Genomic DNA, 12,918 nt, shown 5'->3' on the forward strand with positions numbered 1-12,918 from the left:
AGGTCGAAAAGTGTCGCGATTGTAACGCGCAGCCCGAAAGGTTCCACCAATGGCTGCGATTACTCCGGGACTAGCTGGTGAATCAGCGTATGCCCGGTGCCCGCGGGCACCAGTTTACCGTGCAGCCACGGCAGTACATTGTTCATTTGCGCTTCCAGTTTCCACGGCGGGTTAATCACAATCATACCGGAGGCGGTCATCCCACGTTGATCGCTGTCCGGGCGTACGCCCAGCTCGATTTGCAGGATATTGCGGATACCAGTGGCTTCCAGATCGCGCAGCATGCGTTTTATCTGCTGGCGCAACACCACCGGATACCAGAGCGCGAACACGCCAGTGGCGAAACGTTTGTGCCCTTCGCTGATACCGCTCACGACCGCCTGATAATCGGTTTTAATCTCATACGGCGGGTCGATAAGGATTAAACCACGGCGGGAGACCGGCGGCAGTTTGGCCTTTAGCTGCTGGTAACCGTCAGCGCGTTCAACACGGGCGCGGCTGTCTTTCTGGAACTCCTGGCGCAGCAGCGGGAAGTCGCTCGGGTGCAGTTCGGTGAGCTGCAGGCTGTCCTGTTCACGCAGCAACTGGCGGGCAATCAGCGGCGAACCCGGGTAATAACGCAACTGCTCGTTGCGGTTGAAATGGCGCACTGCGCTCATGTAAGGCTCCAGCTCCGCAGGCAAATCATCCTGTTGCCAGATACGCGCGATACCTTCCAGATATTCCCCGGTACGTTCCGCATGCTCGCCGGAGAGCAGATAACGCCCTGCGCCTGCGTGCGTGTCGAGATAGAGAAACGGTTTCTCTTTCTCTTTCAGCGCTTCAATGATCAGGCTCTGAACGGTGTGTTTAAGGACGTCGGCATGGTTGCCAGCGTGGAAGCTATGGCGATAACTGAGCATGGATACTGGGATTCCGGAAAATAAACGAGGTTTGCCACAGTTTACCGCAGATTGCTCCGGATTACCGCAGGCGCGCCGCGCTTGTTTCAGGCCGTCGGAAAAGGTTTCAAAACATAACCGTGTCATAAAACGGTCAAATTGCGGCGCTAGCGTCGGCTGAAGGCAAGGTAATTCTTTGAATAAAAGGGCAAAAAATGAAAATCCGTCTCACGCTGTTAACTGCCGCGCTGCTGCTGGCTCATCAAGCGATGGCAAATGATATTCCGCTGACTCAGGTGCGCGATATCGCCGATACCACGACACCGGCAGCGGAGAGCCAGCCCTTTGTTGTGCTCGAAGCGCAGTCGCTGGCAGCCCTGCGCCAGTCATTGCAGGGCGATGCGTCTCAACTTACTCGTACTCCGCTTGAACACGCGACCCAAACGGCAAAACAAGCCGATAATGCGTGGCTGAAAGCGCGGGGTTATGACTTCCGTACCAAAGAGAACCAGCAGGTGGGCATTGAACTGCTGTCGGGGTTTAACGCGCTGCCGAAACCGGTGCTGGATGCCAACCTGCAAACCGTTGAAGCGATCAACCGCGATGCCACGCGAGGTCTGCGTCGTCAGGCGCTGGCGGATGCCGAAGGTATTAGCTATCTCTATTTTCTGGCTGATGCGCTGGGGCCAAAGCTGGGAGAAGCCTTTCTTACGGCTTACGATAAAGGTGAGTTAGGCAAGGCGGCGGCGCTGATCAAAGCCAGCGAAGTCAGTACTGGTGTGGCGAAAAAACATTTCGATTACAAGCGCCCGTTTTTGATACCTGGAAACAGCATCCACCTGGTTCCGGACGACGTGGTGGTCAAAGATAACAAACCCTATACCGCAGACGGTGGCTCTTTTCCGAGCGGGCATACCAACACCGGTTATACCGATGCTTTGCTGATGGCGGAGATGATCCCGGAACGTTTTGACGCACTGCTGGCGCGCGGTGCGCGTTACGGTTATTCCCGCGTGGTGCTGGGCGTGCACTATCCGTTGGATGTTATCGGCTCGCGGATGGTGGCCGAGCGTAATGTTGCTCATTACCTCAATGATGCACAGTACCGTGCAATGTTCAACGAAGCGCGCGATCAGCTCCGCGCCGCGCTGGAAAAAGAGTGTGGCACAACGCTGGCGCAATGCGCACAGACCGCAGGAAAAGACGATCCTTATCGCGACCCGGCAATGCATGACTTTTACCGCTTCACCATGACCTACAACCTGCCACAGCAGAAAGGGGCGACGAAGGCGGTGAGCGTACCGGAAGGTGCTGACGTGCTGCTGGAGGCGGCCTTACCAAAACTCTCCGCCAGCCAGCGTCGCGCGTTGATGGTGAAAACCGCGCTTCCGGCAGGTTACCCGCTTTCCGGCGCGACCGATGAACAGAACTTCTGGCAGCGTCTGAATTTGTCGGCAGCTTACGACGCGGCGCATAAAACCCGTTAAGGGTGATGTTGTATTCCGCCCGGCGAGCGCAATGCCGCCGGGTGTGTTGATGGTTGCTGCTTATTGCAGCAATACCCCGTTAAGCGCACCGCCTGGCATTGAAATCTCCTACACTTAACCCCATGCTAAACAACTACCTCATTCCAAGGACTGCGCATATGACCAATCCATTACTGACGCCTTTCGTATTACCGCCCTTTTCCAAAATCCTTCCTGAACATGTTGTTCCCGCCGTCACAAAGGCGCTGGAAGACTGCCGGGCTGCGGTAGAAAGCGTTGTCGCGCAGGGTGCCCCTTATAGCTGGGATAACCTCTGCCAGCCGCTGGCGGAAGTGGACGACCGCCTTGGGCGTCTTTTCTCGCCGGTCAGCCATCTGAATTCGGTGAAAAACAGCCCGGAGCTGCGTGAAGCCTATGAGCAGACGCTGCCGCTGCTGTCTGAGTACAGCACCTGGGTCGGGCAGCACGAAGGGTTGTATAACGCGTATCGCGATCTGCGCGATGGCGAGAATTACGCAGGTCTGAGCACCGCAGAGAAAAAAGCCGTGGATAACGCGCTGCGCGACTTTACCTTATCGGGCATCGGTCTGCCGAAAGAGAAACAGCAGCGTTATGGCGAAATCGCGGCGCGTTTGTCTGAACTGGGCAACATCTACAGCAACAACGTGCTGGACGCCACCATGGGCTGGAGCAAACTGATCACGGACGAAGCCGAGCTGTCTGGCATGCCGGAAAGTGCATTAGCGGCGGCGAAAGCGCAGGCGGAAGCCAAAGAGCAGCAGGGCTGGTTACTGACGCTGGATATCCCGAGCTATTTGCCAGTGATGACTTACTGCGACAACAGCGCGCTGCGTGAAGAGATGTATCGCGCTTACAGCACTCGCGCTTCTGACCAGGGGCCGAATGCCGGTAAGTGGGATAACAGCCCGGTCATGGCAGAGATCCTCGCGCTGCGTCATGAACTGGCGCAATTGCTGGGCTTCGAAAGCTATGCCTTTAAATCGCTGGCCACCAAAATGGCGGAAAACCCGGCGCAGGTGCTGGAGTTTTTAACCGACCTCGCCAAACGCGCCCGTCCGCAGGGGGAAAAAGAGTTGGCACAACTGCGCGCGTTCGCCAAAGCGGAGTTCGGCGTCGATGAACTGCAACCGTGGGACATTGGCTACTACAGCGAAAAACAGAAACAACACCTCTACAGCATCAGCGATGAACAACTGCGCCCGTACTTCCCGGAAGAACGCGCGGTTAATGGCTTGTTTGAAGTGGTGAAACGCATTTACGGCATCACCGCCAAAGAGCGCAAAGATATTGATGTCTGGCATCCGGATGTGCGTTTCTTTGAGCTGTATGACGAAAGCAATGAACTGCGCGGCAGCTTCTATCTCGATCTGTACGCCCGCGAACACAAACGCGGCGGTGCGTGGATGGATGACTGTGTGGGTCAGTTGCGCAGAGCCGACGGTTCACTGCAAAAGCCGGTGGCCTATCTCACCTGTAACTTTAACCGCCCGGTCAACGGCAAACCTGCACTGTTCACCCATGATGAAGTGATCACGTTGTTCCATGAGTTTGGGCACGGTTTGCATCATATGCTGACGCGTATTGAAACTGCCGGTGTCGCGGGCATCAGCGGTGTGCCGTGGGATGCGGTCGAATTACCGAGCCAGTTTATGGAAAACTGGTGCTGGGAGCCGGAAGCGCTGGCGTTTATCTCCGGCCATTATGAAACCGGTGAACCGTTACCGCAGGAATTGCTGGATAAAATGCTGGCGGCGAAAAACTACCAGGCGGCGATGTTTATTCTGCGTCAGCTTGAGTTTGGTCTGTTCGACTTCCGCTTGCATGCGGAGTTTAGTCCGGAACAAGGGGCGAAAATCCTTGAAACGCTGGCAGAAATCAAACGCCAGGTTGCTGTGGTGCCGGGGCCGTCGTGGGGCCGTTTCCCGCATGCGTTCAGCCATATTTTCGCCGGGGGGTACGCGGCGGGTTACTACAGCTACCTGTGGGCCGATGTGCTGGCAGCAGACGCGTATTCCCGCTTCGAAGAAGAGGGAATTTTCAATCGCGAAACCGGGCAGTCCTTCCTGGATAACATCCTTACCCGCGGCGGTTCGGAAGAGCCGATGGATCTGTTCAAACGCTTCCGCGGCCGTGAGCCGCAGATCGACGCGATGCTTGAGCATTACGGTATCGAAGGCTAATGCATTGAAAATCTGTTTGTTAGATGAAACAGGCGCCGGAGACGGCGCCTTATCTGTTCTTGCAGCCCGCTTTGAGCTGGAACAGGACGATGACAACCTGATGGCGCTGGTGCTGACGCCTACGCATCTGGAACTGCGCAAGCGCGATGAGCCTAAGCTTGGCGGTATTTTTGTCGATTTTGTCGGCGGCGGCATGGCGCACCGGCGTAAGTTCGGCGGCGGTCGCGGTGAGGCGGTGGCCAAAGCGGTGGGTATCAAAGGCAGTTATTTGCCGGATGTGGTGGATGCCACCGCAGGGCTGGGACGGGATGCCTTTGTACTGGCATCTGTCGGTTGTCGGGTGCGCATGCTGGAGCGCAACCCGGTGGTGGCGGCCTTGCTGGAAGATGGTCTCAATCGCGGTTATGCGGATGCGGAAATTGGCTCATGGCTGCGCGAGCGTTTGCAACTGATCCACGCCTCCAGCCTGACGGGGCTTGCAGATATCACGCCGCGCCCGCAGGTGGTCTATCTCGATCCGATGTTCCCGCATAAGCAAAAAAGCGCGCTGGTGAAGAAAGAGATGCGTGTGTTTCAGTCACTGGTTGGCCCGGATCTGGATGCCGATGGTTTGCTGGAGCCCGCGCGTCAGCTTGCCATTAAGCGGGTGGTGGTGAAACGCCCGGATTATGCGCCGCCGCTGGCGGGTGTCGCGACACAATCGGCGGTGGTGACCAAAAGTCATCGCTTTGACATCTACCCCGGTTCCGGGGAATAAAAAAGCCCGGCCGCATTGCGCGGGCCGGGCGGTATTCGCTCTAACGACAGTGCATTAGCGAGGCATTAATCCTCTTCATCCCGCAGTGGGACAATCAGCATATCCACGTGAACGGTGTTGATCAGCTGACGCGCGGAAGACATCAGCTTGCTCCAGAAGTCCTGATGGTGACCACAGACCACCAGGTCCATATCGTATTTTTTGATCGCGTCTACCAGCACCTGTCCGAGGTCACCGCTGCCGCTCAGGGTTTCGGTAATCGGATAGCCTGCATTGGTGGAGAGATCGGTCAGCGCCTGGTGCGTTTCGTCGGAGATGCGTTTCTGCATATCGCCGAGGTTAACGTCGATCAGGCCTGTGTACAGATCGGAGTAATTTACATCGACATGAATCAGGGAAATCTTCGCGTTATAAGGACGCGCCATGGACACTGCTTTCTCAACCAGCAATTTACTTTCGGGGGAGAGATCAACAGCGATGAGGATGTGTTTGTAAGCCATAGTGTTACTCCTTCCATAAGTTGTCGATGACCATCGGGACAAAGCCCTGATGTGTGTGCACTGCGCCCGCATCCTGCGTATCACATAAGCGGGTAGCGCCCGGCCTTAAGGATCTCATTGTAGAAGATATTTCTACCTTATAACTCTCTTGCAGCACCGTCAATTAACCTGGATCACGATTCACTTAAGCCATATTTACAACCATATGCATTGATGATGATAACCTTGTGGCAAAAAAAGAATCCTTTCTCCTACACTATTAATAAACCGTACGGAAAACAGACGGTGTCCCACAGTTGTCCCGGCATGGATGCACGGTCAATTGCGGGACACCGCCTGTGCTGTCGCCCCGTTCGGCGTTGATAACACTCTTCATTGTCTGACTTGGTTGAGTATCCAGGAGCGGTCGTTGCGAAGCGGGTCTTCGTGGGCGAATCGCCGGGGAGGGGATATGGTGATCAGCACTGTTGCGCTGTTTTGGGCCTTGTGTGTCGTGTGTGTGGTTAACATGGTGCGTTATTACTCATCGTTGCGCGCACTGTTAGTGGTACTTCGAGGTTGTGACCCCTTACTCTATCAATATGTGGACGGCGGAGGCTTTTTCACTTCGCACGGTCAGCCGGGTAAACAGATGCGGTTGGTGTGGTACATCTACGCCCAGCGTTACCGCGATCATCATGACGAAGAGTTTATTCGCCGCTGCGAACGCGTACGCCGTCAGTTCATCCTGACCAGCGCGTTATGCGGGCTGGTAGTGGTGAGTTTGATTGCGCTGATGATTTGGCACTAAAGGCCGTGCTGTCGGGCGGCTATGCTTTCTCTGGCCTGCAGAAGCCGGATAAGTGACGGCGCATTGCCATTCTTGAGCCATAAAAAAACGGGCCAGTTTCCTGACCCGTTTTTGTCCTGCATCTGATTTGTTAAATCAGATGCAGCGCAATCCAGTACAACCCGCCGGACAGAATAATTGATGCTGGCAGAGTAAAGACCCAGGCCATCAGAATACTGGTGACGGTTTTGCGTTGCAGACCGCCGCCGTCGACAATCATTGTGCCGGCAACGGACGATGACAGCACATGCGTGGTGGAGACTGGCATCCCGGTATAACTCGCCAGACCGATAGAAACCGCTGCCGTCATCTGCGCGGACATCCCCTGCGCGTACGTCATGCCTTTTTTACCGATTTTCTCGCCGATCGTCGTTGCCACACGGCGCCAGCCAATCATCGTGCCCAGACCCAGTGCCAGCGCGACCGCCATAATGATCCAGATTGGCGCGTACTCAATGGTGCTCAGCATGTCGCTTTTCAGTTTCTTCAGCAGGCGCTGGTCGTCAACACTGACTTCCGGCTGCTTCGCCACTTTATCCGTAATATCGGAGAGGCAGAGCATAATGCGACGCAACTGGCTGCGCTGTTCAACCGGCAGTTTGTCGTAGCTTTCAACATTCGTCAGCATCGACTTCGCACGGTCCAGCGCGATAATGGCGCGACCAGGATGACAATGGAACTCACCGGGTTGTGTGGTCACTTCTTCCGGCGTTGGGATCAATGGATCCACACCCGTCGCTTTTTGCAGCAGCGCCGGGTGTTGCTGGAAATAGGATTCCACATTGTTTACGGCATCACGCGTACGGGTGATGTCATAACCGGATGCGTTCATATTCACCACAAAACCCGCAGGGGCGACGCCAATCAGCACCAGCATAATCAGGCCAATGCCTTTCTGACCATCGTTAGCGCCGTGGGAGAAGCTCACGCCAATGGCGGAGAGGATCAGCGCAATACGCGTCCAGAACGGCGGCTTTCTTTTGCCGTCGATTTTCTCGCGTTCAGCCGGGGTCATATGGATGCGCGCACGTTTTTTGGTGCTGCTCCAGTAGCGGCGCAGTATAAACACCAGTCCACCTGCGAACACCAAGCCGACGATCGGGGAAACGATCAGCGACGCGAAGATATTCAGCACTTTCGGGATGTTTAATGCATCAACGACTGACGTGCCGGTCATCAATGCATTGGTTAACCCAATGCCGATAATCGCGCCAATCAAGGTGTGGGAGCTGGAAGCAGGCAGACCGAAATACCAGGTGCCCAGGTTCCAGATAATCGCGGCCAACAGCATGGAAAAGACCATTGCCAGACCGTGCGCAGAGCTGACATTTAGCAGCAGATCGGTTGGCAGCATATGCACAATTGCATACGCGACGCTTAACCCGCCCAGCAAAACGCCGAAGAAGTTAAACACCGCTGCCATCACCACCGCCAGCTGAGAGCGCATAGCGCGTGTATAAATCACGGTTGCCACGGCGTTTGCTGTGTCGTGGAAGCCGTTAATCGCTTCGTAAAACAGAACAAAAACCAGAGCAAGCAAGAGTAACAGCCCGGTATGAAGATCCAGGCCGGCAAACAAATGTAACATAAGCCGTTACGCCATTTTGAGGACATGAACGCGGCGCATTATCAGGGACATTGCCAGTGCGGGCAAAGTGAAATATGTATTTTTTTTGACATTATTTCTTACAAAGCCCTTAAATCTTTAAAATATCTTATATTTTTCAACGTCATCATCTTGCTGTGCGTATTCGCGCTGGTGCGACCAGCATGATCTCTTTACAATCCGCCACGATCTTTAAATGAGGAAACGGGTGTGGAAAGGTTTGATGCCATTGTTATCGGCGCCGGTGCGGCGGGAATGTTCTGTGCGGCTCTGGCAGGGCAGGCGGGCTGCCGCGTGTTGCTACTGGATAACGGCAAAAAACCGGGCCGTAAGATCCTGATGTCCGGCGGCGGACGCTGCAACTTTACCAACCTTTATGTGGAACCTGCGGCCTATTTGAGTCAGAACCCGCATTTTTGCAAATCTGCGCTGGCGCGCTATACCCAGTGGGATTTTATCGACCTGGTGGGCAAGCACGGTATTGCCTGGCATGAGAAGACGCTCGGGCAGTTGTTCTGCGACGACTCTGCGCAGCAGATTGTCGATATGCTGGTCGCTGAGTGTGAGAAAGGCAACGTCACGCTTCGCCTGCGCAGTGAAGTGTTGAGCGTGGAGCGCAACGAGGAGGGTTATACGCTGCAACTGAATGGTGCGAGCGTACAGGCGGCGAAACTGGTTATCGCGTCCGGTGGTTTATCGATGCCAGGGCTGGGCGCGTCGCCGTTTGGTTATAAAGTCGCCGAACAGTTCGGTTTAAAGGTGTTACCTACCCGTGCGGGCCTGGTGCCGTTTACCCTGCACAAACCGCTCCTTGAGCAGATGCAGACGCTTTCTGGCGTATCAGTGCCGTCCGTGATCACTGCCGAAGACGGGACGGTTTTTCGCGAAAACCTGCTGTTTACGCACCGCGGCCTGTCCGGTCCGGCGATCCTGCAAATTTCCAGCTACTGGCAACCGGGTGAGTTCGTCAGCATTAATCTGCTGCCGGAGTGCGAGCTGGCAAGCTTCCTCGATCAGCAACGCGATGTGCACCCGAATCAAAGCCTGAAAAATACCCTCGCCATGCAGTTGCCGAAACGGTTAGTGGAATGCCTGCAACAGCTGGGGCAGATCCCGGATGTGACGTTAAAGCAGCTTAATGCCCGCGAGCAGACAACGCTGGTCGATACGCTTACCTGCTGGCGCGTACAGCCAAACGGCACCGAAGGTTACCGCACGGCGGAAGTGACGCTGGGCGGGGTGGACACCAACGAATTGTCGTCACGTACTATGGAGGCCCGCAATGTACCGGGGCTTTATTTTATTGGCGAAGTCATGGATGTTACCGGCTGGCTGGGCGGCTATAACTTCCAGTGGGCGTGGTCCAGCGCAGCGGCATGCGCACAGGCACTGGCGGCTGTTGAAGGATAAAAAAGCAGACTCTTCTCTGAGGTGTTAAACACGCTCAGAGAAGAGCCAGGCGGCTTATACTGTGCCTGCCGGGACAAGGGGGCTGCCAGGGTAAGGTTTATCCGCACTCAGATTGTATTTATCAACCGTGTCGAACATTTCTGCGAACAGGCCATCATCTTTTTTGGCCCAGAACGTTTCCAGATCATCCCCTCCCCATATCTCATGGGTATGGCAGGTAAATTCGAGGAGCCCTGTATCGTGCGGTGTGAAATCGATACGCTTCGTCTCGTTCTCCGCGATGATATGTTGGTAAAAAAGCACCATTTTGCAATCGCGGCCTTGCGTGTTGTAGAAGGTAAGAAATTCATTTAAATGCGCCCGTAAAAGAGCAAGATCTGAGTTCTCTGTTATTCTGTGATGATAAAGAAAAACAAAGTTTTTATTCCCACGGTATTGTAACTGACGGCTGATTCGTCGTTGGAAAGCGCGGTTATCCTCTTTAATTCTGAGCGGGTCATGATGTGTGAATTCAAACCCCAACATATGCCTTTCGCTGTATTGGCCCACACAGTTTTTATAAAATGTAGAGCGCACCACAGAATGCTGACCATCGGGAAAATGTTGCAGATGCTCTTTCTTCAGCAGATTTCGGTAATTATCTTTTTCCATCTGAATAATATATTCTATATTTGATCGTCCGGAGGAAAATACAGAACTGAATGATTTTCTGTTATGTCGCCGGAGAATATCGTCAGGAAGACAATTTTCACCCAATGAAATCCAACTTACTTCCGAACTAAAACTATTTCGATATTTCCATTTCTTATGCAGGTTGGTAATTGTCCGTTTCAGTGATTTAAGATGATCTCTCACACAGTGTTCAATGGCTTCGCCTTTCATTAAGGGCACCTCATGTTGTATTACACCATTCCAAATGACGTGACGGAGAACCTCATCACGCCTGAGTTTTTGTTGTTTTATTCCCCTGTATTCGTACAGGTATGTCGCGCGAATAGAGGTTGTTAATGTGGTTTTCTCTGCACAACAGGCTCGAAGCCTGCAAAACATGGCCATAAAAGAAATACATCCCCTTAAGAAAGGGGTTTATGCGCGTCGCAGCGTTCTGATTGCCCAAAAATAGAGGCTTCTCAACAAATAACGACGTCGCGCTATGACCGCGAGAGTGTATTTATTGGCATCGTTTTGGCAGATATGGCTTTCCTGAAGAGGCATGTTTGCTCGCTTAGCGGCAAACTTTTCAGGTGAATAACGGTCTCTGTGGATATATCGCTTATGTCCGGGACGGTGTTTTCTCTTCGGACAAACCTCAGCATAAAATTGTAAGAATGCTGTCGACAAAAAAGCGATCTGATACAGTGACTCATTGCTCGTTACATATTTTACGCTTTGTAATGGATTTACCCCTCATCAGGAAAATCCCAAAATGTTCTGAGTGGGGCGGTTTGCGAGGAAATACATTTATTTATGGAGGGCCAGGGTGCGTAAATGCGTAGCGATCCCCCAGCGGAGCGTAATACATTGACCTTCCGTCATTTCGAAAACGGAATAGCTTGCGTTTGGCTGAGCATAACGGGAGAAATTATCGATATTCCCTTCCTTAAGCAGAGCAAGAACGCCCTGGCTGACCTGCCCGTGCGTAACAATACAGAGCGTCTGGTGCGCCGCTGTCTGTTGTTGCTGCTGTATAAAATCGATAATGCGTTGGGAAGCATGCGCCAGAGACTCGCCGCCGGGTGGGCAAAACGTGGCGTCTTTTGCAAATAACGCCTCTGCCTCATAGGGATGTTCGTCACGCAATAGCGCTGATGGCATCCCTTCGTAGTGGCCGAATGCCTGCTCTTTCAATGCCGTGTGTGCCACCAGTGGGCAGTCGAAATGTCCCGCCAATGCTTGTCCCATCTGCCATGCACGGCCCAGAGGGGATGCATAAACACACGCAATGGGATAAGAGGCTAACGCTGCCAGTAATGCCGACGTTTCCTGCGCGCCGCGTACCGTCAGGGGACTATCCTTGTGTCCCTGAATAATACCGCGTTGGTTCCATTCTGTTTCAGCGTGGCGTACCAGTAGCACTTTCATTGTGAGGTATTGTTCCAGTAATCGGGTGGGGTATGACTTACCGTTGCGTGGAGGGTTCAGCCAGTGACTGCATCAACAGCCATGCGCTGACAGAGAGAAACCAACGCATGGCAACGATGATATTCAAATGACATTTACATTTAATAGCGACGCAAGGCACTTAATTTCTGTAACTGATGACCGAGACCGTCAAAGTTCTCTTCCCGCAGCCAGGCGGTGATCATTGAAGCGATCCCTGGCCACTCTTTTCGGGTGATAGAAAAAACGGCGATATCCGTCGAATGCCCTTTGCGGACTTTTTTATCCCGCAATACACCTTCTTTGACAAACCCGATCCTCTCCGCCGAGCGGGTGCCCTCAGCGTTATAGATACTGGTGCGCCATTCGCATCTGCGATACTTCAGGTTGTCGAAAAAGTAAGCAAGAATAAGATAAAGTGATTCAGTACTGGAACGTGTGCGTTTCATTAATGGCGTCCAGTTAATTTCGGATATATCGAAAGAGCCATTGTCCGGATCCACTTTACCGATATAAAAGATGCCTTTTACTTGATCGTCTTTTTGATCCTGCACCGAAAAATAATATCTTTCTTTATGTGCAATTAACTCTCTTAACCAGGCATAACAAGCAGCTTTATCTTTCGGTCTGTCTCCTTCAAGGTAGGTCCAGTCCCGTTCATCTTCGATGCTGTGCCATTCAGGAAACAAATCTTCAGCATGGTCGATGGCTAAGGGTATGACGTTGCAGTAAAGCCCGCGAAGACTGACTTTTTCCGGCATTTCCCGGGTTGTCCACTCGGGCAATTCCGGGCCAATTCTTTGCCCAAACTGGTTATAACTTTCCATGACTCCCTCCATAAATGACCAGTTTAATTTCGCTTAAACGTAATTAAATGGTTATTAACTATCAGTAGGGCTTATGCGATGGATATATAAAAAGAACGTGCATATAGCCAGGGTAATAATAAATGTGAAAACGTATAAAAAACTTATACTGCCTTTCAGCCGTGCCGTCTAATATTTGCGATGAAATTGCGATAATACTCGCGAAACAATGCGTCAGGACGCAGAATCGGGGCTTTGGCATCTTACTGACCCTATCCAAAACACGCCTTTTTGCGGGTTAAAATTTATCTTATGTTGCCGTTTTGATTATTCATTGTGCT

At 53.0% G+C, this 12,918-nt stretch carries 11 protein-coding genes; 5 read left to right on the forward strand and 6 right to left on the reverse strand.

Annotated features, from left to right (window positions below; translation table 11 throughout):
- Positions 1 to 59: 59 nt before the first annotated feature.
- Positions 60 to 902, reverse strand: a complete 843-nt coding sequence (locus ABGA49_RS07795; RefSeq protein WP_347665390.1) for a 23S rRNA (adenine(2030)-N(6))-methyltransferase RlmJ — start codon at positions 900 to 902, stop codon at positions 60 to 62.
- A 194-nt stretch (positions 903 to 1,096) separates the two neighbouring features.
- On the opposite strand from ABGA49_RS07795, the gene ABGA49_RS07800 reads away from it, so the two are divergent.
- The 3 genes from ABGA49_RS07800 (at position 1,097) to rsmJ (ending at position 5,326) form a co-directional block, all read left to right on the forward strand.
- Entirely contained in the window at positions 1,097 to 2,368 is a 1,272-nt protein-coding gene (locus ABGA49_RS07800) for a phosphatase PAP2 family protein (protein ID WP_347665391.1), read from the forward strand.
- A gap of 158 nt (positions 2,369 to 2,526) precedes the next feature.
- Positions 2,527 to 4,569 (forward strand): oligopeptidase A, encoded by a 2,043-nt coding sequence (gene prlC, locus ABGA49_RS07805; RefSeq protein WP_134319084.1) that lies wholly within the window; start codon positions 2,527 to 2,529, stop codon positions 4,567 to 4,569.
- Between the two features lie 4 nt (positions 4,570 to 4,573).
- Complete coding sequence (gene rsmJ, locus ABGA49_RS07810) at positions 4,574 to 5,326, forward strand: 16S rRNA (guanine(1516)-N(2))-methyltransferase RsmJ (RefSeq protein ID WP_088238311.1); 753 nt, start codon at positions 4,574 to 4,576, stop codon at positions 5,324 to 5,326.
- A 65-nt stretch (positions 5,327 to 5,391) separates the two neighbouring features.
- Here the strand turns inward: rsmJ and uspA are convergent, their stop codons facing one another.
- Positions 5,392 to 5,826, reverse strand: coding sequence for a universal stress protein UspA (uspA, locus tag ABGA49_RS07815; RefSeq protein WP_061492660.1), 435 nt, complete (start codon positions 5,824 to 5,826; stop codon positions 5,392 to 5,394).
- Between the two features lie 454 nt (positions 5,827 to 6,280).
- Here uspA and uspB point away from each other — a divergent pair, with 454 nt between their 5' ends.
- Positions 6,281 to 6,616, forward strand: a complete 336-nt coding sequence (uspB, locus tag ABGA49_RS07820; protein WP_061499696.1) for a universal stress protein UspB — start codon at positions 6,281 to 6,283, stop codon at positions 6,614 to 6,616.
- Positions 6,617 to 6,746: 130 nt separating this feature from the next.
- Here uspB and pitA read toward each other — a convergent pair whose 3' ends face one another.
- Positions 6,747 to 8,243: an inorganic phosphate transporter PitA gene (gene pitA, locus ABGA49_RS07825; protein WP_061492662.1), complete on the reverse strand. Its 1,497-nt coding sequence runs from the start codon at positions 8,241 to 8,243 to the stop codon at positions 6,747 to 6,749.
- A gap of 228 nt (positions 8,244 to 8,471) precedes the next feature.
- Here pitA and ABGA49_RS07830 point away from each other — a divergent pair, with 228 nt between their 5' ends.
- Complete coding sequence (locus ABGA49_RS07830; protein WP_061492664.1) at positions 8,472 to 9,671, forward strand: NAD(P)/FAD-dependent oxidoreductase; 1,200 nt, start codon at positions 8,472 to 8,474, stop codon at positions 9,669 to 9,671.
- 54 nt (positions 9,672 to 9,725) lie between these two features.
- Here the strand turns inward: ABGA49_RS07830 and ABGA49_RS07835 are convergent, their stop codons facing one another.
- From ABGA49_RS07835 to ABGA49_RS07845, 3 genes are all read right to left on the reverse strand, one after another.
- Complete coding sequence (locus ABGA49_RS07835) at positions 9,726 to 10,553, reverse strand: DUF1796 family putative cysteine peptidase (RefSeq protein WP_061492666.1); 828 nt, start codon at positions 10,551 to 10,553, stop codon at positions 9,726 to 9,728.
- A gap of 579 nt (positions 10,554 to 11,132) precedes the next feature.
- A complete protein-coding gene (locus ABGA49_RS07840) occupies positions 11,133 to 11,753 on the reverse strand; it encodes a histidine phosphatase family protein (RefSeq protein WP_347665392.1) in 621 nt (206 codons plus the stop codon).
- 140 nt (positions 11,754 to 11,893) lie between these two features.
- On the reverse strand, positions 11,894 to 12,598 hold the full coding sequence (locus ABGA49_RS07845) for a GNAT family protein (RefSeq protein ID WP_061492671.1): 705 nt from the start codon (positions 12,596 to 12,598) through the stop codon (positions 11,894 to 11,896).
- Between the last annotated feature and the right edge of the window lie 320 nt (positions 12,599 to 12,918).

The sequence above is a fragment of the Kosakonia sp. WA-90 genome, from assembly GCF_039871955.1.
Classification (GTDB): Bacteria; Pseudomonadota; Gammaproteobacteria; order Enterobacterales; family Enterobacteriaceae; genus Kosakonia; species Kosakonia oryzendophytica.

Bases quoted from the DNA above. Each gene is read 5' to 3' on its own strand.
- ABGA49_RS07795 (WP_347665390.1), bottom strand. From the start codon at position 902: ATGCTCAGTTATCGCCATAGCTTCCACGCTGGCAACCATGCCGACGTC.
- ABGA49_RS07800 (WP_347665391.1), top strand. From the start codon at position 1,097: ATGAAAATCCGTCTCACGCTGTTAACTGCCGCGCTGCTGCTGGCTCAT.
- prlC (WP_134319084.1), top strand. From the start codon at position 2,527: ATGACCAATCCATTACTGACGCCTTTCGTATTACCGCCCTTTTCCAAA.
- uspA (WP_061492660.1), bottom strand. From the start codon at position 5,826: ATGGCTTACAAACACATCCTCATCGCTGTTGATCTCTCCCCCGAAAGT.
- pitA (WP_061492662.1), bottom strand. From the start codon at position 8,243: ATGTTACATTTGTTTGCCGGCCTGGATCTTCATACCGGGCTGTTACTC.
- ABGA49_RS07835 (WP_061492666.1), bottom strand. From the start codon at position 10,553: ATGAAAGGCGAAGCCATTGAACACTGTGTGAGAGATCATCTTAAATCA.
- ABGA49_RS07840 (WP_347665392.1), bottom strand. From the start codon at position 11,753: ATGAAAGTGCTACTGGTACGCCACGCTGAAACAGAATGGAACCAACGC.
- ABGA49_RS07845 (WP_061492671.1), bottom strand. From the start codon at position 12,598: ATGGAAAGTTATAACCAGTTTGGGCAAAGAATTGGCCCGGAATTGCCC.